This is a genomic window from Actinomadura hibisca NBRC 15177, from assembly GCF_001552635.1.
In the GTDB taxonomy this organism is placed as follows: Bacteria; Actinomycetota; Actinomycetes; order Streptosporangiales; family Streptosporangiaceae; genus Spirillospora; species Spirillospora hibisca.
The window spans coordinates 25,426-48,338 of record NZ_BCRO01000051.1 but is presented as its reverse complement, the minus strand read 5'-3'; the positions used below and the strand labels follow the sequence as shown (position 1 = coordinate 48,338).

The window sequence follows — 22,913 nt, the reverse complement described above, 5'->3', positions numbered from 1 at the left end:
AGGTCAGGTCAGCCGGTAGTCCTCATGCGGCACGGCCCGCTCCCACACCGCATCGAACGAGGCCGCACACCCCTGCACGACCCGCGAGTCATCCACCATCTCGTCATCGAGATACCGGCCGTCACCGGCGAAATACCCGAACCGCACGCGCGCGTTGTCGAACACCCAGAAGTCGTTCCCCGGGAGCAACAGGTCGCTCGCGCGACGCCGCGGCAACCATCGCACCTCTTCGCCCGCAGCGAGGTTCAGGCCCTCGGTCAGCTCGTGCTCGTACCGGACGAAGTCGGTGACGGGCTCGGACACGATCCGGGCCCGCCGCACCCGCACGCCACGCGCCGTCGTCGCGGCCACCAGGTCGAACCACTCGCCCCACGACTCGCGGATGTCGATCCGCTTACCGGCCTGCCAGTCCTGGAAGACCGGGTCTTCGGGCGTGTAGGCGTCGCGCATCTCTAGATGGACGGCGCTGTGCTGGCATGCGCCGAACAGCTCATCGAACGAAGGCGCTGGCACGCTCGCACGCCTCTCGCACGATGCCGAGCATCCGGGCCGGGAGACGCACGATCGTCTCGTTCGGCAGGAGCGGGCTGTGCTCGGCCATCGCCGCCAGCTCGGCGAGGTCGGTGATCGTCCAGCCCTGGATCAGCAGGTCGCCGGTCGCGTCGTCCACGTACACAGCCGGGCAGTTCCCGCCGGGCGTTTCGGGGTCGATCCCCACAAAGCGAATGGCCACCGAAACCTCCTGGAGATGTGCAGGACTGTGCAGCAGACCGACCCTGACTCATGCGCGGCCGACAGGTCAAGCACCCGCGGCACGAACGCGACTGGTGAGGTAGATGTGGCGATCTAGTTACCCTCCAATGTATAGGTGCATTCTTGCTCATGAGAGTGGTGACTTCGCTTCCGCGTACTTCTCCCACCACCAGGCGGTCGGGTCTCATGCGCAGGGCTTGCCGGACCAGCTCGTGCAGGGTCACGCCGCCCGCGCCTTCGACGTTCGGCGGTCGTGACTCCAGCCGGATCACGTGGGGGTGGTCGGGGCGCAGTTCCGCCGAATCCTCCACCAGGACCAGGCGTTCGCCCTGGTCCGCCAGCGACAACATGCAGCTCAGCATGGTCGTCTTGCCCGTGCCCGTACCGCCTGAGATCAGGAAGGCGGACCGGGCCTCGATCAGGGCGGCCAGGAGGGACGCGCCCTCCGGCGGGATCGTGCGCGCCTCCACCAGTTCGTCGAGGGTGAAGGCGCGGCGGCGGGGCAGGCGCAGCGACAGGCACGTGCCGTTCGCCGCGATCGGCGGCAGCACCGCGTGCAGGCGCACGCCGCCGAGCAGGCGCGCGTCCGCGTAGGGGGCCGCGTCGTCCAGCCGTCGTCCGGCTGCGGCCGTCAGGCGCTGGGCCAGGCGGCGCAGGGTCGTCTCGTCGGAGAAGCGGACGGAAGTGCGGATCAAGCCTGCGCCCGCGTCCACCCACACCTCGTTGGGACCGTTCACCAGCACGTCTGTGATGTCTGGTTCACGGAGGAGGGGATCCAGGGGGCCCGCGCCCACGAATTCGGCCCGTAACTCGTCGGCCATGTCGAGGACCTCGCTGTCGCCCAGCAGGCGTTCCTCCGCGCGCAGCGCCGCCGCCACCCGGCCCGCCGTCGCTTCTTCTCCCGCGTCGGCCAGGCGTCCACGGACTGCTTCGGAGAGTCGTTTCATGCCGCTTCCTTTCGGGGGTTCGCCGGTCGGCCGGTGCGCGCCGCAGTCCGGAAGTTGCCGTTGTGGACGGTGTTGCGCTGAGGGATGTCGACTTGTTTTGTCGGAATAGGGGTGTTTATTCGGATTTGGTGCGTTTTGGGCATGCGGAAGGGCTTCTTCGGCTTTTGTTTGCATTGCGCAACAGACCTGGGGCGCCGAGAATGGCTTTCCGCTCAGGGCTTGTTCAGGCCGCTTCGCTTTGCGGTTGGGCGAAAGGAAGCGTCTTCAGCAGGCGGCCGCACAGTGCCGGGACGGGACCCCGCCGGGTCGCGCGTCGTATGTCGGCCTCTTCCAGTGCCGTCGGTATGCGTCGGTCGCGCTCCAGCACTCCCGCCAGCGGCAGTTCGAGCGCCTGGGTCAGGACCTCCGACGTCAGGCCGCCCGGCGACGGGCCCGTCGCGATCAGGCGCAGGTCGGCGGGGGCGTCGCGCAGCGAGGACGCCGCCACGGTCGGGCGTATCTCGTAGGGGACCAGTAGGAACCCCACGTCCGCCGCGCGCAGGAGGGTGCTCCCCAGCGTGTCCGCGTTCTTCGGCACGTCCGCCACGACCAGGTCGAAGCCCTTCGATGCCGCCCCCAGGACGGTCAGCGCCCCCTCCTCCGTGACCGGGACGGGCATTCCCTGCCGCCACGACAGGACGGCCAGGTCGTCCAGGCGCGGGAGGGCGTCGCGCAGGGTCGCCGGGCTCAGCCGGCCGCGCCGTTCGGCGAACTCCGGCCAGCGCGCCCCCTCGGCGTCCTCGATGCCCAGCAGCAGGTCGAGCCCGCCGCCGGCCGGGTCGCCGTCGACCAGCAGGGTGCGCAGGCCCGCGCGGGCCGCCGTCAGCGCGAAGGTCGCCGCGAGGACGCTGGTGCCCACGCCGCCCCTGGCTCCCCGGAAGCACACCGTGGTCGCGCGGCCCGGCGGCTCGGCGGCGGTGGCCAGGGCGTCGATCAGCCACGGCTCCTCGGCGGGCAGGACGGCCAGGTCCTGGGCGCCGGCCTCCAGGGCGCGGCGGTGCACGTCCGGCGGCGCGTCGGGGCCGGTGACCAGGACGACGCCGGGGCGGCGCGGTAAGCCCTCGGCCGCGATGTCGCCGGCCAGGTCCGGGCCGACCAGGACCAGCGGCCGCGAGTACCAGCCGGTGCGGGCCTGGGCCGCGCTCTGGGCGACGTCGGCGCGCACGGCCGCCGCGGCGGCGAGCCGGAGCAGGTCGTCGGCGAGCGCCGGGTCGGTGGTGACGATCATTGCCGCGCTGGTCATCGCGCCTCCCGTGGGGTCTGGTACCTCCACGATGCGCGGGGCGGGGCCGGAAGGGGAAGGGGATTCCCCAGCCTGTGGATAACTTCGGGCGGCGGCCGTGGAGGCCGCCGCCCGAACCTTGGTCTGGGCGACCCCCGCCGGGGGGGAGAGCGGGGGTCGCCGTACGGTCCGGCTCCGGGGGGGTAGAGCCGGCCCGTTTTCCCAGGAAAGTCTCAGGACGATCGCACGCGGCCGCGAGGCCAGTTCGATCTATAGGAGAAGCAAAGCCGCTGCCTCCAGTGTAGGCAGATACAACATATGCTGCCCGATCGTCGAGACTTCCGTCGAGTCGGAAAGTCACCTGGCGGGTGAGGTTTTTTCTCACCTGGTTGCGAAGATGCCACACTTCCACGCCGCGGCGGCCGGGACGGCCGGGCGCAACCGGACGGGAGAGGGACCGTACCGAAGATCTAAAGATCTTTGTTCGGGCGCCCGAGAAAAAGAAATGATCACGCAGAGTGATCAAATGCGGGAGCGCGGATCTTCGCGGGAATGGCGCGTTCCAGCGTGCGGAGAAGGCCGGGGACGCCGCGGCACGGCCCGTCCGTTACCCACGCGTATCGCCCCCGGCGTCCCTTCCTTTACGAATGGAGGGCTTGTCATCTGCGCAAATGAGGCGTAGACAGGTCCTAAGGACCCAGTGTCCGAGCACGGCAGCCGGTGTACCCACGCGCGACCAGCCGCGGGAGGCGCGTCGAGACGGGCTTGACCCGGTCCGACGAATATGAGGTGCACGCTTGGTAACCCGGTGTGACGTGACTAGCGGCGGCGCTCTCCACGACGTGAGGGGCGCCGCTCGCTGTGTCCGGCGGGCTCAGTCCGCGCGCACGTCCAGGCCGAGCGAGGTCGCCAGCACGACGGCCTGATACGGGTCGATCACCGCGCCGCGCAACGTCACCGTGTACGGGTCGACGGAGGAGATTTCACTACCTCGCAGGTCGCAGCCCGAGAAGTCGGCCTGGTGCAGCATCGCGCCCGACAGATCCACCTCGCGCAGCACGGCTCCGGCGCAGCGCGCCCCGATCAGGTCGGCCTCGCGCAGCCGCACGCCGCTGAACGACGCGCGCCGCAGGTCGGCGCCGGGCAGTCCCGCGAACGACCAGTCGCCGCCCTCGACCTTCATCAGGTCGTAGCTGCACCCGTCGAACATGCTGCCCACGAACTTGCACCCGCTGAACGTCGCGTCGAAGAATCCGCAACGCACGAACGTGCAGTTCAGGAATGCCGAATCGGTGTACGAGGACACATTGAACCGCACGCCCCGGAAGGTGCAGCCGGAGAACACCGCGCCCTTGCCGCTCGCCTCGGTCATGTCCACGTCGACGAACAGCACGGCCTCGTGCTCCTCGCCCGTCAGGTCGCGCGAGTCCCAGTCCGCAGAACGGACGGTGGTCTCGGTGGGATGGGCGGGCCTGCCGCCCACGCGATCAGCCATCTGCACCTCGTGACGGGTCCATGGCCACGACGCTAGCCGCAGCCTCCGACATTCGGCGGGAACGTCAGCCGCGCATGAAGGCTTCGCAGATGGCCTGGGAGTCGCGGGCGGCCGCGGCGGTGGCGGCGGCGCAGTGCCCGACCCAGGTCGCGACGCCCTCGGGAGTGCCGGACGCGTAGGCGCGGATGGCGGCGGCGTAGTCGTCGGAGAGTTCGGCGTGGCCGACCTCAGGGGCCGTCAGCGACTTGGGGTCCAGGCCACGCGCGACCAGCGTGAGGCGCTGCGCGGCGCGCGCGACGATGCCGTCGCCCCAGCCGAACGGCCGCAGCGTCAGCAACTCGCCGTGCACGATGGCCGCGACGACCAGCGCCGGGGCCTTGGTCTGCGCGGTGAGCAACCCGCTCAGCGCGTCCAGGCGCGCGGCGACCTCCTCCGGGGACGGCGGAGCGCCCAGCCCCAGCGGGTCTTCGGACTTGGCGTCCGCGCGCGGACGGCCCAGGTCGGCGCTGTCCACGGCGTCGGCGGCCACCAGCACGTGCAGCCGGGCCAGGACCTGCCGAGGCGCCTGCCGCCAGGTCTCCGCCAGGGAACCGAGCTCGGCCGACACCCGCAAAGCGCCCTGCACGACCGGATCGGTCGGGTGCTCGGTGGAACGCAGCTCGTCCAGGGTGACCGTGGCGCCTTCCAGGACCGCCGAGGCGCGGGCCCCGCGCAGCGCGGACTCGGTGGACACCTCGGCGCTGCGCCGCCGCAGGATGCGGTGGCCCAGCAGGCGGTCCACCGCCTTGCGCGCGTCGGCGACCGCGTCGGCGACGCCGGGGAGGCTGGCGACTTGGGCAAGGGCATCGGTCACGAAGCCCGACCTTATGCGGTCGGCCCGACCGCTCCGACCGCGGGGCGGCCGGTTGGTGTCCCGCGCGCACGACCTGGGAAGAGCTGCTGTGTCAGGCATCACATAGCATCCGGACAAGAGCCGGGAGCGCCCGTCGTGCCCGTCCCCACCGTCAGGGATCGCTTGCCGAGTTGCTAGATCCCCTGGTGAAGTGGGTTTTACCCGGGAGCCCCCTCTTTCGTTTGAGCAAGGAGCACGCGTGAGCGAGAGCCAAGAGACACTGTCGAACCTCCTCAAGGAGAGCCGACGCTTCCCCCCGCCGGCCGAGCTCGCCGAGTCAGCGAACGTCACCGCCGACGCGTACGAGGAGGCCGCCGCCGACCGTCTGGGCTACTGGGAGAAGCAGGCCGAGCGGCTGTCGTGGGCCAAGCGGTGGGACGAGGTCCTGGACTGGAGCGACCCGCCGTTCGCCAAGTGGTTCGTGGGCGGCGAGCTGAACGTGGCCTACAACTGCGTGGACCGGCACGTCGAGGCCGGCCTGGGCGCCCGGATCGCCTACCACTGGGAGGGCGAGCCCGGCGACACCCGCACGCTGACCTACGCCGACCTCCAGCGCGAGGTCAACAAGGCCGCCAACGCCCTGCTGGAGCTGGGCGTGCGCAAGGGCGACCGCGTCGCGATCTACCTGCCGATGATCCCCGAGCTGCCGATCTCGATGCTGGCGTGCGCCCGCATCGGCGCGACGCACTCGGTGGTGTTCGGCGGGTTCTCCGCCGACGCGCTGCGCACCCGCATCGACGACGCGCAGGCCAAGCTGGTCATCACCGCCGACGGCGGGTTCCGGCGCGGCAAGCCGTCGGCGCTCAAGCCGACCGTGGACGAGGCCGTCGAGCGCACCCCGTCGGTCGAGCACGTGCTGGTCGTGCGGCGCACCGGCGAGGAGGTCGCCGAGAACGGGCGCGACGTGTGGTGGAACGAGGTCGTCGACCGGCAGAGCGAGGAGCACGCCGCCGAGCCGCACGACGCCGAACACCCGCTGTACATCCTGTACACCTCCGGCACGACCGGGAAGCCCAAGGGCATCCTGCACACCACCGGCGGCTACCTGACGCAGGTCGCCTACACCCACGACGCGGTGTTCGACCTCAAGCCGGAGACCGACGTCTACTGGTGCTCGGCCGACATCGGCTGGGTGACCGGCCACTCCTACATCGTGTACGGGCCGCTCGCCAACGGCGCGACCAGCGTGATGTACGAGGGCACCCCCGACACCCCGCACAAGGGCCGCTGGTGGGAGATCATCGCCAAGTACGGCGTGACGATCTTCTACACCGCGCCCACCGCGATCCGCACCTTCATGAAGTGGGGCGACGACATCCCCGCGCAGTACGACCTGTCGTCGTTGCGGGTGCTGGGCTCGGTCGGCGAGCCGATCAACCCCGAGGCCTACGTCTGGTACCGCGAGCACATCGGCGCGGGCCGCACCCCGGTGGTGGACACCTGGTGGCAGACCGAGACCGGCGCCGTCATGATCAGCCCGCTGCCGGGCGTCACCGCGGGCAAGCCGGGCGCGGCGATGCGGCCGCTGCCGGGGATCTCCGCCGACGTGGTGGACGACCAGGGCCGCTCGGTGCCCGACGGCGGCGGCGGGTTCCTGGTGGTGAAGGAGCCGTGGCCGTCGATGTTGCGCACCATCTGGGGCGACGACGAACGGTTCGTCAAGACCTACTGGTCGCGGTTCGAGGGCATGTACTTCGCCGGCGACGGCGCCAAGAAGGACGACGACGGCGACATCTGGCTGCTCGGCCGCGTCGACGACGTCATGCTGGTGTCGGGCCACAACATCTCCACCACCGAGGTCGAGTCGGCGCTGGTGTCGCACCCGAAGGTGGCCGAGGCGGCGGTGGTCGGCGCGACCGACCCGGTGACCGGGCAGGCCATCGTGGCGTTCGTCATCCCGCGCGGCAGCGCCGGCGAGGAGGTCGAGGGCGACGACTTCGCCAAGGAGCTCCGCGACCACGTCGCGAAGTCGCTGGGGCCGATCGCCAAGCCGCGCCAGATCATGATCGTCCCGGAGCTGCCCAAGACCCGCTCCGGCAAGATCATGCGGCGGCTGCTGAAGGACGTGGCCGAGAACCGCAGCATCGGCGACGTCACCACGCTGGCCGACAGCACGGTGATGGACCTGATCTCGCAGAAGCAGGCGGACCGCAAGTCCGACGACTGACCCTCGTCGCGCGCACGGCCCGTCCACAGGCTGTGGACGGGCCGTGCGCCGTTCCCGGGCTTGGCCGAAGATCATGCGGGGTACGGTCCGGGGCGGGCGTGCCGGACGCCGCGTTCACCGGCCGGGCGACCCTCAGCGTGATCGTCGCGCGGATGATCGGTAAATTCGTGTGCGTCCCCGGCGGCGTTCGGGGACGGACCGCGCCGACGGGGAAAGGCGGGGCGCCGCGATGCTCGCGGGGCCGATTCCACCGTTTCCCCGTTGATCGGCGGTTCGGCCTATACCGACTCCGCACAATTCGAGAGAGTGACGGCAGCGGTCCCGATCGCGAACCTCATCGCCTCGGCGGCCGCCACCACCGGCCGCCCGGCACCCTTCGGGGCGGCGGTGGGACACCGGGTGGCCGGACGAACCGCCCGCCTGCCAGGCTGTGCATCGGCTCTGGAGGGCCGGGGCTCTGGAAGGAGAAAGCGATATGTCCGAGGCACTGCCGGGCGAACGCATCGAGGACAAGTCCCTCGGCGAGCTGGTCGCGCTGGCGTCGAGCAACGTCTCCGGCCTGATCAGGGCCGAGATGGAACTGGCCAAGCTGGAACTGAAGGGCGACGCCAAGAAGGCCGCGCTGGGCGGGGTGATGTTCAGCATCGCCGGGCTCATCGGCGGCCTGATCGTCATCCTGCTGTCGATCGCGGCCGCCTACGGCCTGGTCGCGCTGGGGGTGTGGCACTGGGCGGCGTTCCTCATCGTGTCGGCCGTCTACGCCGCGCTGGCCGCCGTCCTGCTGCTGATCGGCTTCCTGCGGATGAAGAAGATCGAGGGCGCCAAGCGCACCCGCAAGACCCTCAAGGACGACCTGACGATGTTGCGCAAGCGCGGCGACGCGGACCCGCCCGCCCTCACGGACTGAGCACGCGATGCCCGGGTACGACGCGTCGGCCGTCGAGGTGGACGGCCCCTGGACCCACCGCGCGGTCAGCGCCGGCGGCACCCGGTTCCACGTCGCCGAGGCCGGCGAGGGCCCGCTGGTGCTGTTGCTGCACGGCTTCCCACAGTTCTGGTGGTCCTGGCACAACCAGCTGGTGTCGCTGGCGGCGGCGGGGTTCCGCGCGGCCGCGGTGGACCTGCGCGGGTACGGCGGCAGCGACAAGCCGCCGCGCGGGTACGACCTGGTGACGCTGGCTGGGGACGCCGCCGGGCTGGTGCGCGCGCTCGGCGAGGCCAACGCGGTGGTCGTCGGGCACGACTGGGGCGGCCTGCTGGCCTGGACGATGGCGGTCTACCACCCCAAGGTCGTGGCGCGGCTGGCGCCGGTGTCGGCGCCGCACCCGCTGCGGCTGCGGCAGGCGGTGCGCGGCGACCCGCGCCGCCAGGGGTGGGCGGCGCGGCACACCTTCGGCTTCCAGGTGCCGATGTGGCCCGAGCGGCGGCTGGTGCGCGACGACGCGGCGCTGGTCGGCAAGCTGCTGCACGAATGGTCGGCGCCGGGCTGGCCGGACGGGCGCACCGAGCGGATCGTCCGGCGGGCCGCGCAGATCCCGGGGGTGGCGCACTCGGCGATGGAGTACCACCGGTGGCTGATCCGGTCGCAACCGCGCCCGGACGGCATCCGGTACGCGCACCGCATGCGCGCCCCGATCCACGCGCCGACGCTGCAACTGCACGGCGCGCTGGATCCGTGCACGCTGCCGGGCAGCGCGCAGGGCTCGGGCCGTTACGTGGCGGCGCCCTACCGGTGGAAGCTCATCGAGGGCGCGGGGCACTTCCCGCACCAGGAACGGCCGCGCGCGTTCGACGCGCAGCTCATCGGCTGGCTGACCGATCCCGAGCCGGAACGGTAGCTACGGTGGGAGGCGTGCGAGACCGGGACGAGACGGGCCGCGCCCGCAACGCGCGCCCGCGCGACGCGTACGGGCGTCCGCTGCCGCGCGGGGCCGCGGGCGTGCCGACCATGCCCGACGACCTGACGCTGCCGGTGGACGAGGCGCTGGCGGAGGCGCGCCGGCTGCTGGCGGCCGACCGGCCGTTCCACGCCCACGAAGTGCTGGAGGCGGTGTGGAAGGCCGCGCCCGAGCCCGAACGCGAGTTGTGGCGCGGGCTGGCGCAGGTGGCGGTCGGGATCACCCACGTGCGGCGCGGCAACGCGCGGGGGGCGCGGGCGCTGCTGGGCCGCGCGGCCGACCGGCTGGAGCCGTACGCGGCCGACGCGCCGCACGGCATCGACGTGGCGGGCGTGATCCGCACCGCGCGCGAGCTGCACGACCGCACGGACCTGGCCCCGGACACGGACGTGCGCCTGCCGCTGTGACGGCCGGGAGCGGCCAGCGAACACGCACCCGCCGCAGCGTCGCGCGGACGTTGCACCTGCTGCCGCGCCGCACGAGCGTGCGCTTGCCGTCGCACGGACGTGCACTTGCTGCCGCGCGGACGTGCACCCGTCGTAGCGTCGTGCGAGTTCCGTCGCTCGGGCGTTGCGCTTGCTGCCGCGCCACACGGACATGCGCTTGCCGTTGCGCGGACGTGTACTTGCTGCCGCGCCGCACAGAACTGGACGCGCGCTCGCCGTCGCGTCAGTCGGAGCAGCTCTCGGTGTCCACCGGGACGGTCGCGTGCGCGCCCGCCCGCGCGTCCGGCGCGACCTCCTCGGCCGTCAGCGCGTACCCCGTCGGGGCCGGGGTGTCCAGCGCCGCCGCGAAGATCACGCCGAAGACGCGGCCGTCGGTGGTGAGCAGCGGGCCGCCGGAGTTGCCCGGCTCGACCAGGCCGCGCAGGGCGTAGATCTCGCGGTTGACCTGGCCGGCGTGGTAGATGTCGGGGCCCTTGGCCGTCTGCCGCGCCTTGATCCGCGCGGCGCCCGCGGTGAAGCTCTTGTTCTTGGGGAAGCCCGCGATGATCGCGTCGTCCTGGACGCGGGCGGGCCCGGCGAACTTCAGCGGCTTGGCCTTCAGGCCCGGCACGTGCAGGACGGCGATGTCGCGCTTGGGGTCGTACAGCACCACGCGGCCCGGCGTCCGGGAGCCCAGCACCGGCCGGACCATCGACTGGCCGCGGGCGCCGGCCACCACGTGCGCGTTGGTCATCACGCGCTCGGGCGCGAACACGAAGCCGCTGCCCTCGATCTTGCGCGAGCACTGCGGCGCGGTGCTCTCGATCTTCACCAGGCTCTGCCGGGCCTCGCGCAACCCCGCCCTGGTGAGGACCGCGTCGTTGGGCGGTGGCACCTCGGCGACCGACTCGCCGCCCAGGCCGTTGAACACCTGCGGGAACTCGCTGCTGCGCACGAACCGGCGGAACGAGGCGAACCACGTCTGCGCCTGCGTCGGCATCATGCCGTCGATGCCGCCGAGGATGGTGGAGCCGTTCACCTGGGTGCGCAGCGGCTTGAAGTCGGAGTTGTGCAGCAGGCTGCCGAAGAACCAGGCGACGACCAGCAGCGACAGCGCGCTCACCACCGCGCCGCCCCCGGCGTCCACCGCGCGGGCGTTCAGGCCGGTGACGCGGTTGCGCAGCACGGCGCCGGCCGAGGACGCGATGAGCTGCCCGAGCGTCGCCGCCAGGAACGCGATGACGATCGCCAGCAGCGCCTGCTGGGCGGTGCCGTTGACGGCGGTCGCCGAGATGGGCGGGGCGATCAGCACGCCCACGATGCCGCCGCCGGCGAAGCCCACGAAACTCAACAGGCTCACGATGAAGCCCTGCCGGTAGCCCGAGATCGCGAAGAGCACGACGAGCGCGAGCAGGATGAGGTCGAGAAGGTGGTCGCCCAGCACCGCTTCACCGTATAGCGCGCGGGCGCCTGTTCACGTCCCCTCGCTGTACCAGATTCGGCGTCTCCGGGTAGCCATGGGGGGCGATGCGGTGAGCCGTCCCTCCCCGCCGGGGATGAGAACGGCCGGTGATCAGCCCCGGGAGGCCAGGTCCAGCACCTCGGGCGGCAGGTCCTCGACGTGACCGGCGTCCCACGGCCGGTCCCAGCCACCGGCTTGCAGCACCTGGGTGAGCAACCCCGCGGTGAAGCCCCACACGAGCATCCCGCCCACCCGGAACGCCGGGCCCATGCGCAGGCCCGACGGGTGCCGGACGGTGAGCCGGTTGGTGGGGTCGGTCAGGTCGGAGATCGGGACGCGGGCGACGGTGGCGACCTCGCCGGGATGGCCGGGCGCGACCTCCGACGGCTCCCGCCACCAGCCCACCACGGGCGTGACGCGGTGGCGGCTGTGCGGCAGGTACAGCTCGGGCATCGTGGTCAGGACGTCCACGCCGGCGCGCTGGACGCCGGCCTCCTCCCACGCCTCGCGCAGCGCGGCGTCGACCGGCCCGTCGTCCTCGGGGTCGATGCGGCCGCCGGGGAAGGCGGGCTGGCCCGCGTGCGCGCTGAGCGTCGCGGCGCGTTCGGTGAGCAGCACGTCGGGCCCGTCGGTGCCGTCGCCGAACAGGATCAGCACCGCGGCCGGCCGGGCGTCCGGCCCCGGCCGCAACTGCGGGGGGACCTTGAGCCGCGGGGCGGCGTCCACGAGCGGACGAAGCCAGGCGGGGGGTGTCTGGGTCACTTCTGCTTCAACCCGCCGGAGCCGCCGTTGCTTCCCGGCAGGCCGCGCGCGACGCGCTCGGCCATGCCGGGCGGCGGGCCCTTGACGAGCTTGGCGGCCTCGGCGGCGTCCACCGGCCCCTCGCCGTAGGAGGGGCAGAGCTTGGCGACGGGGCAGACGCCGCAGGCGGGACGGCGCGCGTGGCAGATGCGGCGGCCGTGCCAGATCAGCCGGTGCGACAACATCGTCCAGTCCTTGGGCGGGAAGATGTCGGCGATGACGCGCTCGACCCTGACGGGGTCGGTCTCGTCGGTCCAGCCGAAGCGCCGCACGAGCCGCCCGAAGTGGGTGTCCACGGTGATGCCGGGCACGCCGAAGGCGTTGCCGAGCACGACGTTGGCGGTCTTGCGGCCGACGCCGGGCAGGGTGACCAGGTCCTCCAGCTTCCCGGGGACCTCGCCGCCGAACCGGTCGCGCAGCGCCACCGCCAGCCCGAGCAGCGACTTGGCCTTGGCCCGGTAGAACCCGGTCGGCTTGATGATCGCCTCCAGCTCCTCCGGGTCGGCGGCGGCCAGGTCCTCGGCCGTCGGGTACCGGGCGAACAGGGCGGGCGTGGTCATGTTGACGCGCACGTCGGTGGTCTGCGCCGACAGGACGGTGGCGACCAGCAGCTGGAACGGATCGGCGTAGTCGAGCTCGGAGTGCGCCTCGGGATACACCTCGGCCAGCACCCGATTGATCTTGCGCGCCCGCCGCACCATCCCCAGCCGGGTCTCCGGCTTGCGCCCGCCGGTCCGCCGCTGCGCCCCCACGTTCGTCGCCATGCCGCCAGCGTAGAGCCTTGGGCGGCATGAGCGGGGTTGTACGAGGCGCCGCGCCGTGGCTGCGCGCCGGGCGGCTCCCGCGTCGCCGGGTCAGGGTTTCGGGCGGCCGGGGTGCTTGCCGAAGGCGTCGGCGTGCCAGAGGTTGCGCACGTGGTCGATCATGGCCGGGCCGATCGCGTGCAGGCGGTCGGGGTCGCGTTCGGCCACCGGGACGGTCACCATCGCGCTGGTCGCCGCGACGATCACCTGGCAGGTGAAGCGGCCCGCCTCGTCGGCGACCCCCATCAGGTCGGCCAGCGAGCCGGCGAGGGTGGCCTGGAGCTCGCCGCGCCGCCGCAGCGCCTCCGGGCCCGCCGCGTACACCTCGACCAGGAACAGCCGGGCGAAGGGCAGTTCGGTGGCCAGCACTTCGAGGTAGGCGGTGATCGCCTGCTCGAACCGGTGCGGCGGGTCGTCGTCCCGGTCGATCGGCGGCGGGCCGTCCTCGCCGGCGCCGAAGGACTCCACCACCCGGCGCAGCAGGATGTCGCCCGCCATGTCGAAGGCGGCCATGAAGCAGTCGGCCTTGGAGTCGAACAGCCGGTAGAAGCTCTGCCGGGACACCCCGGCGCGTTTCAGGACGTCCTCGACGGAGGTGGCGACGTATCCCTGCTCGGCCATGACGTCGGCCATCGCGGCGCACAGCCGCGTGCGCTGGATACGGTCCACCTCCTCGCGGGACAGCGCGTGCCGTCCCCGAGGCAGCCGACGCGATGCTGACTGGGCCACCTGCCCACGATAGGGCGTCCGCCGCCGGTCCGATAGCGGGCGAACCGACCTGGTGTGACGGCATTCACCCGATGGTCCGTACACTGTGAGTACAGATTCATGGCGACCTGCGAACCCGGGCCGGCCTGCGGGATTCGGCACGCGGTTCGCGTCGGGGCAGAGCGCGGCCCGCGTACGGTGCTCCGCCGGACCGGCGGTGCGACGCCGGGCGTGTCCCTGCCCGGGGCTTGCGGGACGCCGCCACGGGACGGGCGCGCCGCCGCGCGAAGGCACGCGGAGGCGGGGTCCGGCCCGGGACGCGGCGCGCCGTGGGCCTGCCTTCACGTACGCGGTGGGACGTACGTCACACTATGTATGTAGGTGTTCGAGGAGGAGAAGCGTGACCGACCGCGACGTGGACGTACTGAGCCGGGCCCCGTTGTTCGAGGCCCTGGACGAGCAGGGTGCCAAGGCGCTGCGCGCCAACGTGACCGAGGTGCGGCTCGCCCGCGGTCAGACGTTGTTCAACGAGGGGGAGACGGGCGACCGGTTGTACGTCGTCCTCGAAGGCAAGATCAAGCTGACCCGCACCGCGCCGGACGGCCGGGAGAACCTGCTGAGCGTGCTCGGCCCGAGCGAGATGTTCGGCGAGCTGTCGTTGTTCGACCCGCGGCCCCGCACCGCCAGCGCGATCGCGGTGACCGAGTGCCGGCTGGCCGGACTGGGCCACGACGACCTGCGCCCGTGGCTGACCGGCCACCCGGAGGTCGCGGTGCAGCTGCTGCGCGCGCTGGCCCAGCGGCTCCGCAAGACCAACGACGTGATGGCCGACCTGGTCTTCACCGACGTGCCCGGCCGGGTCGCCAAGGCCCTGCTGGACCTGGCCGAGCGCTTCGGCCAGCCGTCGGAGGCCGGGCTGCACGTGCACCACGACCTCACCCAGGAGGAGCTGGCGCAGCTCGTCGGCGCCTCCCGGGAGACCGTCAACAAGGCCCTCGCCGACTTCGCGCAGCGCAACTGGCTGCGGATCGAGGCGCGCGCCGTCGTCATCCTCGACATCGAGCGCCTGCGCAAGCGCTCCAAGTAGGCCCCGGCCGCGCGGGCGGCCGGGAGCCGGGCGGCTACCCGCGTCGGGCGAGGTAGTCCAGCTGCGCCTGCACCGACCACTCGGCGGCGGGCCACAACTTGGGGTCCACGTCGGCGTAGACGATCTCGACGACCTCCCGTGCCGTGCGCGCCCCGGTCGCCACGGCCGCCTCCACCTGCGCCAGCCGCTCGCGGCGGTGCCCGATGTACTGGTCCAGGACGGCGATCGGGTCGTCCAGGCGCGGGCCGTGGCCGGGCAGCAGGGTCGCGACGGCCCGCTCCTCGGCGAACGCGCGCAGGCGGTCCAGGGTGGCCAGGTAGTCGCCCAGGCTGCCGTCCAGGACCGTGCTGCCGTAGCCGAGCACGGTGTCCCCGGTGAAGACCGCGCCGTCGGCGGGCAGCCAGAACGCCACCGAGTCGTCGGTGTGGCCCGGGATCTCCATGACCCGCAGTTCCAGCCCGCCGGTGGTGATCACGTCGCCCTCGGCCAGCCCCTCGTCGCCCAGCCGGTGCGCGGGGTCCATGGCCCGGACGGGCACGCCCCCCGCCAGCTCCGCGAACCGGCCCGCGCCCTCGGAGTGGTCGGGGTGGCGGTGGGACAGCAGCACCGTCCCGACCCGCTGGTCACGCGCGGCGACCTGCGCCAGGACCCGCTTGAGGTGCACGTCGTCCTTGGGGCCCGGATCCACCACCACGACCCGGTCGGCGCCGGGCTCGGCGATGATCCAGGTGTTGGTGCCGTCCAGCGTCATCATGGACGGATTGGGCGCCAGCACACAGGTCGCCCGTTCCGTCCCCATCCCGTCGATCTCGCTCACCCGCTCCATCCTGCCCGAGCCGAGATCGGGATGGCGGACCGGGTTCCACCCGATCCGCTCCAGGTGGCGCAGCGCCGGGCCGCCGACCAGTTTGCGGACGGCGGCCTGCTTCAGCCGCCGCGACCACATCTCCCTCACCCCTGCGGATAGTGATGGCTGGCGTTCTCAGGCAGGACGAGGTACGCCTCGCCGTCGATGATCTCGGCCTTGGGCTCGTGCACGGTGATCTCGCGCGGCGCGGCCAGCACCTCGGCGACGGTCTCGAACTCGGCCAGTTCGGTCAGCGTCGCCAGCGTCGGCGGCAACATGAACCACTCCCCCGCGCGGGCACGCGCGGCGGCCTCTGCGGGCTTCACCCAGGCGACGCGGTCGGCCTCGGTGCTGACGTCCCGGGCCCGCTGCCCGGCCGGTATGGCGGCGACGAAGAAGCGGGTGTCGTAGCGCTTGGGCTCGATCGCCGGGGTGATCCAGTGCGTCCAGGGCCGCAGCAGGTCGGCGCGCAACACCAGGCCCCGGCGGTCCAGGAACTCCCCGAACGACAGGGAGCGGTCCAGCAGCGCCTGCCGGTCGGCCTCCCAGTCGTCGCCGCGGGTGTCGTCCACGACCGACGCGCCGGTCGGGCCCGCCAGCAGGACCAGCGTCTCCTCGAACGTCTCGCGCACCGCCGCGCACACCAGCTCGCGGGCCAGCGCCTCGTCGGCCTTGAAGGCCGCGCCCCACTCGGCGGGCGACGGCCCCGACCACGCCAGGTCCTTGTCACCGTCGCGCGGGTCCACCGAACCGCCGGGGAACACGTACGCGCCGGGCGCGAACGCCATCGACGACACGCGGCGCAACATGAACGCCTGGAGGCCATGCTCGGGGTGGTCGCGCAACACGACGACGGTGGCGGCGTGCCGGGCCGACGCCGGCTCGGCGCGCCCGGCGAGGATGTCCTCGATCCGCCCGCGCCACTCGGCGGGCAGCTTCAGCCCGTTCACCATCGGCGGGCCTGACGTGTGATGCTCATGGCGGCCAATTCGGACATACCGAATGGCGTTCCGTCAAGACCCCCGAAGCCCGCCCCGGCGGCCGGGGCGGGCCCCGGACGGCTCAGGACACCTCGACGATCAGCTCGACCTCGACGGGCGCGTTGCGCGGCAGCACGCTCACGCCGACGGCGCTGCGCGCGTGCACGCCCGCGTCGCCGAACACCTCGCCCAGCAGGTCGCTGGCGCCGTTGATCACCTGCGGCTGGCCGTAGAAGTCCGGGGCGCTGGCCACGAACCCGACGACCTTGACGATCCGGACCACCTTCGCGAGGTCCCCGATCTCGGCCTTGACGGCGGCGATCGCGTTCAGCGCGCAGACCCGGGCCTGTTCGGCGGCCTGCTCGGCGGTCACCTCGGCGCCCACCTTGCCGGTGACCGGCAGCTCGCCCTTGACCAGCGGGAGCTGCCCGGCGGTGTACACCAGCGAGCCCGTCCGCGCGGTGGGGACGTAGGACGCCAGGGGCGCGGCGACGTCGGGCAGCTCCAGGCCCAGCTCGCACAGGCGGTCCTCGGGGGCGCTCACGGTCACTGCTCCACTTCGCGCTTGAAGTAGGCCACGAGGTTCTCCGGGTTCGGGCCCGGCAGGACAGTGACCAGTTCCCAGCCGTCCTGGCCCCAGTTGTCGAGGATCTGCTTCGTGGCGTGGACGAGCAGGGGCACCGTTGCGTATTCCCACTTCTTCATGGCGCTCAGCCTAGCGACCGCCGTCCGCCGCTTCGGCGTCGTAGCGGCTCCTGGCTGCGTGGACGTCGTCGATGTACCGGTCGGCCCAGTCGCGGACGTGCTCGACGAGGGGCAGCACGCTCTCGCCGAGGCCGGTGAGCGCGTAGTCCACCTGGACGGGGACCGACGGCGTGATCGTGCGCGCGACGAACCCGTCGCGCTCCAGCAGCCGCAGCGTCTGGGTGAGCATCTTGGCGCTGACGCCGGGGACGGCGCGGGCGAGGTCGGCGTGGCGGCGCGGCCCGTCGGCCAGGCGGAGCAGGAGCATCGAGGACCACTTGTTGCCGAGGGTGGCCATGAGCTGCTGGGTGGGGCAGGCGGCCATGTACTCCTCGAACTCGGCCTTGGCGCGGGCGCGGCGCTGCGCGGCGGTCATGGTCGTCACGGGTGCTCCCCTCGGCGTGCCGAACGCACTTCCAGGTAACTACTTCCGACAGACCGATCTTCCGGTGAGGGTGGGACGCGCGGGGGCTTTCCCGCACATCCCCTTCCTGAGCAGGAGTTCTGTCATGCGTGCTGTCGTGGTGAGGTCGTTCGGCGGGCCGGAGGCGCTGGAGCCGGTGGAGGCGCCCAGGCCCGTCCCGGGGCCGGGGCAGGTGCGGATCAAGGTGGCCGCGGCGGCGGTCAACCCGGTGGACGCCCTCACCCGGGCGGGGGTGCTGGCCGAGGGCGGGCTGCTGTCGGCGGGCGCGCGGCCGGAGTTCGGGATCGGCTGGGACGTGGCGGGGATCGTGGAGGCGGTCGGCGCGGGCGTCACCCGGTTCGCGGCCGGGGACGAGGTCATCGGGCTGCGGGACCGGCTGGACGTGCCGCTCGGGACCTACGCCGAGGCGGTCGTGCTGGACGTGGCGGCGGTGGCGGCCGCGCCGGAGAGTGTGGACGCGGTGCACGCGGCGACGCTCCCGCTAAACGGGCTGACGGCGTTGCGGTCGCTCGCGCTGCTCGACCTGCCCGCGGGCGCGACGGTGCTGGTCACGGGCGCGGCGGGCGCGGTGGGCGGGTACGTGGTCGAACTGGCGGCGCAGCGGGGGTTGCGGGTGGTCGCGCAGGCGGGCGCGGACGATGAGGAGCTGGTGCGGGGGCTGGGCGCGGAGTCGTTCGTGCCGCGCGGCGAGCACGTCGGCGACGCGGTGCGCGGACTGGTGCCCGGTGGCGCGGACGGCGTGGTGGACGCGGCGATGCTGGGCGCGGGAGCGCTGGACGCCGTACGGAGTGGGGGCGGGTTCGTCGCCGTCAACGCCGGTCCTTCGGTGCCACCGCCGCTGCGCGGGATCGTTGTCCACAACGTGTGGGTAACTGCGGACTCCGAGCGGCTCGCGGAGCTGTCCGCGCTGGTGGACGCAGGAAAGCTGACGACGCGCGTGGCGCGCACGCTGCCGTTGGAGAAGGCCGTCGAGGCGCACCACCTGCTGGCCGAGGGCGGGCTGCGGGGACGGCTGGTGCTGGTGCCGTGACGGGCCGCTGACCGCGCGCGGGCCCGCGCGTCAGTGGGCGTCAGCGGATGGTGCGTGCACGGTCAGCGTGCTCCGCGAATCTCATGCCATCGAGAACGACGGCACGGCACGAGGGAGCACACGATGAAGGTTCTGATCTCCGGCGCGAGCATCGCGGGTCCGGCGCTGGCCTACTGGCTGACGCGGCACGGCTTCGAGGTGACGGTGGTGGAGCGCGCGTCCGGGATCCGCGAGGGCGGGCAGGCCGTGGACTTCCGGGGCGAGGTGCACCTGACCGTCCTGGAGCGGATGGGCGTCCTGGACGAGATCCGCGCCCACCAGACCCACGGCGGGGCGCTCGACCTCATCGACGCCGACGGCCGGACGATGGTCGGCCTGCCCGCCTGGTTCACCGGCGGCGAGGTCGAGATCCAGCGCGGCGACCTGGCGCGCATCCTGTACGAGCGGACGCGCGACCGCGCCGAGTACGTCTTCGACGACTCGATCGCCTCGCTGACCGAGACCGGCGACGGGGTGCGGGTGACCTTCGAGCGCGGCGCGCCCCGCACGTTCGACCTGGTGGTGGGGGCCGACGGGCTGCACTCCAACGTGCGGCGGCTGGCGTTCGGCGAGGAGTCGCGGTTCGTCCGCGACACCGGCCACCACGTCGCGATCTTCGACGCGCCCAACCGGCTCGGGCTGTCGGGCGCCACGCGCGTCTACAGCGAGGTCGGCCGGGGCGTCTCGGTCGCCCCGCTGGACGGCGACGCCAAGGCCAACGTCATGTGCGTGTTCGCGGGCGACCGCCCGGCCGTCCACCACCGCGACACCGAGGGCCAGAAGCGCGTGCTGGCCGAGGCCATGGCGGGCATGGGCTGGCACGCCGACGAGCTGCTGCGCGACCTGGCCGACACGCCGTACTTCTACATGGACTCCGTCAGCGTCGTCCGGATGGACTCCTGGACGAAGGGGCGCGTGGCGCTGTTGGGCGACGCCGGGTACGGCGCGACCTTCGGCGGGATGGGCACCGGGCTCGCGGTCGTGTGCGCCTACGTGCTGGCGGGCGAGCTGGCGGCGGCGCGCGGTGACCACGCGGCGGCGTTCGCGGCCTACGAGCGGGAGATCAAGAAGTTCGTCACCGCGTGCCAGCGGGTCGCGGGCGGCGCCGGGCCGTTCTTCGCGCCGAAGAGCGCGCGGGCCCTGCGCAACCGCACCCGGACCTACAAGGTGCTGACCGCCGGGCCGCTCCTGCGGGTGCTGGACAAGCTGGCCAACAAGGCGGCGACCTCGATCGACCTCAAGGACTACGAGACCGTCCCCGCCGCCTCCTGACCGTCCCGCCGGTCGGCGCGGAGCAGGACGCGGCGCAGCAGGTCCGACAGCAGGCGGCGCTCGGCCGGGTCGAGGGCCGCCAGCAGGCGGTCCTCCTCGTGGCCCAGGGCGTCCATCGCGCCGAGCCAGGCGGCGCGGCCGGAGTCGGTGAGCTCGACGTCCACGCGGCGGCGGTCGGTGGGCGAGGGGGTGCGGCGGACGTGGCCGCGGCGGTCGAGGGCGTCCAGGCGGCCGGTGACCGAGTTGGGCGGCATCCCCAGGTCGGCGGCCAGTTGCGAGGGCGCGGCCCGGCCACCGCGCCCGGCCAGCGCGTGCAGGGTCTCGAACTCGTGGCGGGGCAGGTCGCGGTCGGCGAGCGCCTGCTCCTTGTGGCGGCGCAGGTGGGCCGACAGGAAGTGCAGCCGGGTGACGGCGCCCTCCACGTCGGGGTCGAGGTCGGGCAGGACGGGCCGCCAGCGGGCCACGTGCTCGTCGACGCGGTCGGGATGCTCCATGCTCCCCACCTTACCTCCCTGACGAATAATTCCTTGACGAACTATTCGGCATCGACCTACCTTCCCGGCATGCGACCCCGAGACTTCCGGCTGCTGTTCACCGCCCGCGCGCTGTCGCTGGTCGGCGATGCGGCCGTCCCCGCCGCCCTGACCCTCGCCGTCCTGCGCACGACCGGCTCCGGCGCCGCCCTCGCCCTCGTCCTGGCCTGCGCGATGGTGCCGCGGCTGCTCCTGCTCCCGCTCGGCGGCGTGCTGGCCGACCGGCTCCCGGCCCGCCGCGTGGCGATCGGCGCCGACGTCGCGGCGTGCGCGGCCCAGGCGTTCGCGGCCGCCGAACTGCTCGGCGGAGACCCCCGGTTGTGGCACCTGGCCGCCGCGCAGGCCGTCTGCGGCACGGCCTCGGCGCTGGCCCTGCCGACCGCCTCGCCGCTGGTCGCGGGGACGGTGCCGGAGTCCGGCCTGCAACGCGCCAACTCGCTGCTCGGCGTCGCGAACGGCGCGGCGCGCCTGGCGGGGCCCGTACTGGCCGGTTCGCTCGTGCTGACGGTGGGACCTGGCTGGACGTTCGTGCTGGACGCGGCGACGTTCGGGTTGAGCGCGGTGCTGCTGGTGCTGACGAGGGTGCGGCACATCCCGCTGCCGCGCCGCTCGCTGCGCGCCGACCTGGCCGAGGGCTGGACGGAGGTGCGCGCGCGGGACTGGTACTGGACGAGCCTGATCGCGCACTCGGTGTGGAACGGGACGATGGCCGTGCTGCTGACGCTCGGCCCGGTGATCGCGGTGCGCGAGCTGGGCGGCGAGGGCGTGTGGCTGGCGACGTTGCAGGCGGGGGCCGTCGGCCTGGTCGCGGGCTCGCTGCTGGCGGCACGGCTGCGTCCCCGGCGTCCGGTGCTGGTGGCCAACATGGGGCTGGCGGCGCTGGCGCTGCCGTTGCTGCTGCTGGCGTCGGGCGCGCCCGCGCCGCTGCTGATCGGGGCCTACGGGCTGGCGCTGCTGGGCCTGGGCGTGCTGAACCCGCTGTGGGAGACGACGGTGCAGACGTCGATCCCGGCGCACGCGCTGGCCCGGGTGACCTCCTACGACTGGCTGCTGTCCCTGGCGGCCGCACCGCTGGGCTACACGCTGGCGCCGTGGGCGGCAACAGCGTGGGGCCCAGAAATACCGCTGGTAGCGGCGGCGGCGCTGGTGGCGACGGCGTGCCTGGGCACAGCAGCAGCCCCAGGCGTACGCCGCCCGCTGCACCTGCCAGCAAAGAACACGAGCACCAACGCCAAGCCCCTGCCCGTCGAGGACGCCCGCCCCACATGACGCCGACGGGCTCGGACGTCCCTTCTCAGTGCGGCGGCTCCTCCGGGCGTTCGGCCGGGAGGCGTTCGGGCTCGTCCAGGCCCACCACCGGCGGCACGTCCTTCGCCGGGTCCAGGGCCGCGGGCGCCTCCGCCGCCTTCGCCAGCTCCTCCTCGGCCTTCGCCAGCCGCTCGCCCAGGTCCGGCTTCTCCGCCGGCTGGGCCCCCTGCTGCGCCGAGCCCCCCATCTTGTCGAAGAAGCGCAGCAGCTCCACCGGCAGCGGCATCACCAGCGTGCTGTTCTTCTCCGCCGACACCTCCACCACCGTCTGGAGCAGCCGCAGCTGGAGCGCGGCCGGGTCCTGCGACATGATCTCCGCCGCCGCGGCCAGCCGCTTGGACGCCTGGAACTCGCCGTCGGCCGTGATGATCCGCGCCCGGCGCTCCCGCTCGGCCTCGGCCTGCCGCGCCATCGAGCGCTTCATGCCCTCCGGCAGCGACACGTCCTTGATCTCCACGCGCTCGATCCGGATGCCCCAGGGCGCGTCGGTGATCTCGTCCATGATCGAGCGCAGCCGGGTGTTGATCTTCTCGCGCTCGCCCAGCAGCTCCTGCATGTCGGTCTGGCCGATCACCGAGCGCAGCGAGGTCTGGCCGATCTGGGAGACCGCCAGGCCGTAGTTCTGCACGTTGACGATCGCCTTCACCGGGTCGATCACCCGGAAGTACACGACCGCGTCCACCCGCACGCTCACGTTGTCCTGGGTGATGCCCTCCTGGCCGGGCACGTTCATCGTGACGGTCTGCTGGTTGACCTTCTGCATGCGCTCTGCGAACGGGATGATCGCCGTCAGGCCGGGCTTGCGGACCGCCCCGGGCCGCAGCCCGTCGGCGCCCTGCACCCGGCCGAACCGGAACACGATCCCGTGCTCGTACTGCTGCACCACGCGGACCGAGGAGGCCAGCCCGATCAGTCCGAAGACGACCACGCCGACCAGCAGTATCACCAGAAGCACTTCCATCGCCGGCTCCTTCCGCCGTGCCGATCACCGGCCCCCGGCGACGGGACGGCCCCATCCGGGCACCGGTTCCACGTTT

24 protein-coding genes and 1 pseudogene are annotated in these 22,913 nt (G+C 72.8%); 8 read left to right on the top strand and 17 right to left on the bottom strand.

The annotated features are described in order from the left end of the window. Nucleotides 1-3: 3 nt before the first annotated feature. The 6 genes and pseudogenes from AH6_RS24220 to AH6_RS24190 form a co-directional block, all read right to left on the bottom strand. Nucleotides 4-513, bottom strand: a complete 510-nt coding sequence (locus AH6_RS24220; protein ID WP_083983398.1) for a DUF6879 family protein — start codon at nucleotides 511-513, stop codon at nucleotides 4-6. Then, nucleotides 491-733 carry a hypothetical protein gene (locus tag AH6_RS24215; RefSeq protein WP_067483723.1) on the bottom strand — a complete coding sequence of 81 codons (243 nt, stop codon included), beginning with the start codon at nucleotides 731-733 and terminating at the stop codon, nucleotides 491-493. Before AH6_RS24215 ends, AH6_RS24220 begins: the two co-directional genes overlap by 23 nt. A 145-nt stretch (nucleotides 734-878) precedes the next feature. After that, a pseudogene (locus AH6_RS42670) lies at nucleotides 879-1,700 on the bottom strand (TadA family conjugal transfer-associated ATPase); the annotation flags it as partial. 223 nt (nucleotides 1,701-1,923) lie between these two features. Further along, on the bottom strand, nucleotides 1,924-2,982 hold the full coding sequence (gene ssd / locus AH6_RS24200; RefSeq protein ID WP_067483713.1) for a septum site-determining protein Ssd: 1,059 nt from the start codon (nucleotides 2,980-2,982) through the stop codon (nucleotides 1,924-1,926). An 853-nt stretch (nucleotides 2,983-3,835) separates the two neighbouring features. Then, the gene (locus AH6_RS24195; protein ID WP_067483711.1) at nucleotides 3,836-4,456 is read right to left on the bottom strand and encodes a pentapeptide repeat-containing protein; all 621 of its coding nucleotides are present in this window, start codon (nucleotides 4,454-4,456) and stop codon (nucleotides 3,836-3,838) included. A gap of 64 nt (nucleotides 4,457-4,520) precedes the next feature. Then, nucleotides 4,521-5,309, bottom strand: a complete 789-nt coding sequence (locus AH6_RS24190; protein ID WP_067483710.1) for a Fic family protein — start codon at nucleotides 5,307-5,309, stop codon at nucleotides 4,521-4,523. 238 nt (nucleotides 5,310-5,547) lie between these two features. Here AH6_RS24190 and acs point away from each other — a divergent pair, with 238 nt between their 5' ends. From acs to AH6_RS24170, 4 genes are all read left to right on the top strand, one after another. Next, nucleotides 5,548-7,515: an acetate--CoA ligase gene (acs, locus tag AH6_RS24185; RefSeq protein ID WP_067483708.1), complete on the top strand. Its 1,968-nt coding sequence runs from the start codon at nucleotides 5,548-5,550 to the stop codon at nucleotides 7,513-7,515. 475 nt (nucleotides 7,516-7,990) lie between these two features. Beyond that, entirely contained in the window at nucleotides 7,991-8,422 is a 432-nt protein-coding gene (locus tag AH6_RS24180; protein ID WP_067483706.1) for a phage holin family protein, read from the top strand. A 7-nt stretch (nucleotides 8,423-8,429) separates the two neighbouring features. After that, nucleotides 8,430-9,353, top strand: a complete 924-nt coding sequence (locus tag AH6_RS24175; RefSeq protein WP_067483704.1) for an alpha/beta fold hydrolase — start codon at nucleotides 8,430-8,432, stop codon at nucleotides 9,351-9,353. 14 nt (nucleotides 9,354-9,367) lie between these two features. Then, nucleotides 9,368-9,820, top strand: a complete 453-nt coding sequence (locus AH6_RS24170; RefSeq protein WP_067483702.1) for a DUF309 domain-containing protein — start codon at nucleotides 9,368-9,370, stop codon at nucleotides 9,818-9,820. Between the two features lie 262 nt (nucleotides 9,821-10,082). Here AH6_RS24170 and AH6_RS24165 read toward each other — a convergent pair whose 3' ends face one another. From AH6_RS24165 to AH6_RS24150, 4 genes are all read right to left on the bottom strand, one after another. Continuing rightward, nucleotides 10,083-11,282 carry a MarP family serine protease gene (locus AH6_RS24165; RefSeq protein WP_067483695.1) on the bottom strand — a complete coding sequence of 400 codons (1,200 nt, stop codon included), beginning with the start codon at nucleotides 11,280-11,282 and terminating at the stop codon, nucleotides 10,083-10,085. 129 nt (nucleotides 11,283-11,411) lie between these two features. Next, nucleotides 11,412-12,062, bottom strand: a complete 651-nt coding sequence (locus AH6_RS24160; RefSeq protein ID WP_067483693.1) for an NUDIX hydrolase — start codon at nucleotides 12,060-12,062, stop codon at nucleotides 11,412-11,414. Beyond that, nucleotides 12,059-12,802, bottom strand: a complete 744-nt coding sequence (gene nth, locus AH6_RS24155) for an endonuclease III (RefSeq protein WP_157431683.1) — start codon at nucleotides 12,800-12,802, stop codon at nucleotides 12,059-12,061. The genes AH6_RS24160 and nth overlap by 4 nt, the downstream gene beginning before the upstream one ends. Nucleotides 12,803-12,955: 153 nt before the next feature. Beyond that, nucleotides 12,956-13,633 (bottom strand): TetR/AcrR family transcriptional regulator, encoded by a 678-nt coding sequence (locus tag AH6_RS24150; protein WP_067483691.1) that lies wholly within the window; start codon nucleotides 13,631-13,633, stop codon nucleotides 12,956-12,958. Between the two features lie 379 nt (nucleotides 13,634-14,012). Here AH6_RS24150 and AH6_RS24145 point away from each other — a divergent pair, with 379 nt between their 5' ends. After that, the gene (locus AH6_RS24145; protein ID WP_067483689.1) at nucleotides 14,013-14,699 is read left to right on the top strand and encodes a Crp/Fnr family transcriptional regulator; all 687 of its coding nucleotides are present in this window, start codon (nucleotides 14,013-14,015) and stop codon (nucleotides 14,697-14,699) included. Nucleotides 14,700-14,733: 34 nt separating this feature from the next. Here the strand turns inward: AH6_RS24145 and AH6_RS24140 are convergent, their stop codons facing one another. The 5 genes from AH6_RS24140 to AH6_RS24125 all read right to left on the bottom strand — a co-directional run bounded on the left by AH6_RS24140 (nucleotide 14,734) and on the right by AH6_RS24125 (nucleotide 17,646). Next, nucleotides 14,734-15,645, bottom strand: coding sequence for an MBL fold metallo-hydrolase (locus tag AH6_RS24140; protein WP_083983396.1), 912 nt, complete (start codon nucleotides 15,643-15,645; stop codon nucleotides 14,734-14,736). A 5-nt stretch (nucleotides 15,646-15,650) separates the two neighbouring features. After that, on the bottom strand, nucleotides 15,651-16,499 hold the full coding sequence (locus AH6_RS24135) for an NUDIX hydrolase (protein ID WP_067483687.1): 849 nt from the start codon (nucleotides 16,497-16,499) through the stop codon (nucleotides 15,651-15,653). 109 nt (nucleotides 16,500-16,608) lie between these two features. Continuing rightward, nucleotides 16,609-17,070: a RidA family protein gene (locus AH6_RS24130; protein WP_067483913.1), complete on the bottom strand. Its 462-nt coding sequence runs from the start codon at nucleotides 17,068-17,070 to the stop codon at nucleotides 16,609-16,611. Between the two features lie 2 nt (nucleotides 17,071-17,072). Continuing rightward, complete coding sequence (sp36, locus tag AH6_RS43995; RefSeq protein ID WP_157420262.1) at nucleotides 17,073-17,231, bottom strand: Sp36 family protein; 159 nt, start codon at nucleotides 17,229-17,231, stop codon at nucleotides 17,073-17,075. A gap of 10 nt (nucleotides 17,232-17,241) precedes the next feature. Beyond that, complete coding sequence (locus AH6_RS24125) at nucleotides 17,242-17,646, bottom strand: winged helix-turn-helix transcriptional regulator (RefSeq protein WP_245679455.1); 405 nt, start codon at nucleotides 17,644-17,646, stop codon at nucleotides 17,242-17,244. 133 nt (nucleotides 17,647-17,779) lie between these two features. Between AH6_RS24125 and AH6_RS24120 the strand changes: the two genes are divergently transcribed. Both AH6_RS24120 and AH6_RS24115 read left to right on the top strand, forming a co-directional pair. After that, nucleotides 17,780-18,724: an NADP-dependent oxidoreductase gene (locus AH6_RS24120; RefSeq protein ID WP_067483683.1), complete on the top strand. Its 945-nt coding sequence runs from the start codon at nucleotides 17,780-17,782 to the stop codon at nucleotides 18,722-18,724. Nucleotides 18,725-18,847: 123 nt separating this feature from the next. Next, complete coding sequence (locus AH6_RS24115) at nucleotides 18,848-20,035, top strand: FAD-dependent monooxygenase (RefSeq protein WP_067483681.1); 1,188 nt, start codon at nucleotides 18,848-18,850, stop codon at nucleotides 20,033-20,035. Here the strand turns inward: AH6_RS24115 and AH6_RS24110 are convergent. Further along, nucleotides 20,008-20,529 (bottom strand): MarR family winged helix-turn-helix transcriptional regulator, encoded by a 522-nt coding sequence (locus AH6_RS24110; RefSeq protein WP_067483679.1) that lies wholly within the window; start codon nucleotides 20,527-20,529, stop codon nucleotides 20,008-20,010. The two genes, AH6_RS24115 and AH6_RS24110, sit on opposite strands and share 28 nt — an antisense overlap. A gap of 69 nt (nucleotides 20,530-20,598) precedes the next feature. Here AH6_RS24110 and AH6_RS24105 point away from each other — a divergent pair, with 69 nt between their 5' ends. After that, nucleotides 20,599-21,837 carry an MFS transporter gene (locus AH6_RS24105; protein ID WP_067483677.1) on the top strand — a complete coding sequence of 413 codons (1,239 nt, stop codon included), beginning with the start codon at nucleotides 20,599-20,601 and terminating at the stop codon, nucleotides 21,835-21,837. Between the two features lie 25 nt (nucleotides 21,838-21,862). Here the strand turns inward: AH6_RS24105 and AH6_RS24100 are convergent, their stop codons facing one another. After that, nucleotides 21,863-22,837 carry a slipin family protein gene (locus AH6_RS24100; RefSeq protein ID WP_067483675.1) on the bottom strand — a complete coding sequence of 325 codons (975 nt, stop codon included), beginning with the start codon at nucleotides 22,835-22,837 and terminating at the stop codon, nucleotides 21,863-21,865. Nucleotides 22,838-22,913 lie beyond the last annotated feature (76 nt).

Excerpts from the sequence above, each read along its gene's own strand:
- sp36 (WP_157420262.1), bottom strand. The coding sequence starts at position 17,231 with ATGAAGAAGTGGGAATACGCAACGGTGCCCCTGCTCGTCCACGCCACG.
- AH6_RS24100 (WP_067483675.1), bottom strand. The coding sequence starts at position 22,837 with ATGGAAGTGCTTCTGGTGATACTGCTGGTCGGCGTGGTCGTCTTCGGA.
- AH6_RS24115 (WP_067483681.1), top strand. The coding sequence starts at position 18,848 with ATGAAGGTTCTGATCTCCGGCGCGAGCATCGCGGGTCCGGCGCTGGCC.
- AH6_RS24110 (WP_067483679.1), bottom strand. The coding sequence starts at position 20,529 with ATGGAGCATCCCGACCGCGTCGACGAGCACGTGGCCCGCTGGCGGCCC.
- AH6_RS24195 (WP_067483711.1), bottom strand. The coding sequence starts at position 4,456 with ATGGCTGATCGCGTGGGCGGCAGGCCCGCCCATCCCACCGAGACCACC.
- AH6_RS24125 (WP_245679455.1), bottom strand. The coding sequence starts at position 17,646 with ATGACCGCCGCGCAGCGCCGCGCCCGCGCCAAGGCCGAGTTCGAGGAG.
- AH6_RS24120 (WP_067483683.1), top strand. The coding sequence starts at position 17,780 with ATGCGTGCTGTCGTGGTGAGGTCGTTCGGCGGGCCGGAGGCGCTGGAG.
- AH6_RS24180 (WP_067483706.1), top strand. The coding sequence starts at position 7,991 with ATGTCCGAGGCACTGCCGGGCGAACGCATCGAGGACAAGTCCCTCGGC.
- AH6_RS24175 (WP_067483704.1), top strand. The coding sequence starts at position 8,430 with ATGCCCGGGTACGACGCGTCGGCCGTCGAGGTGGACGGCCCCTGGACC.
- AH6_RS24135 (WP_067483687.1), bottom strand. The coding sequence starts at position 16,499 with ATGGTGAACGGGCTGAAGCTGCCCGCCGAGTGGCGCGGGCGGATCGAG.
- ssd (WP_067483713.1), bottom strand. The coding sequence starts at position 2,982 with ATGACCAGCGCGGCAATGATCGTCACCACCGACCCGGCGCTCGCCGAC.
- nth (WP_157431683.1), bottom strand. The coding sequence starts at position 12,802 with ATGGTGCGGCGGGCGCGCAAGATCAATCGGGTGCTGGCCGAGGTGTAT.
- AH6_RS24140 (WP_083983396.1), bottom strand. The coding sequence starts at position 15,645 with ATGTGGTCGCGGCGGCTGAAGCAGGCCGCCGTCCGCAAACTGGTCGGC.
- AH6_RS24105 (WP_067483677.1), top strand. The coding sequence starts at position 20,599 with ATGCGACCCCGAGACTTCCGGCTGCTGTTCACCGCCCGCGCGCTGTCG.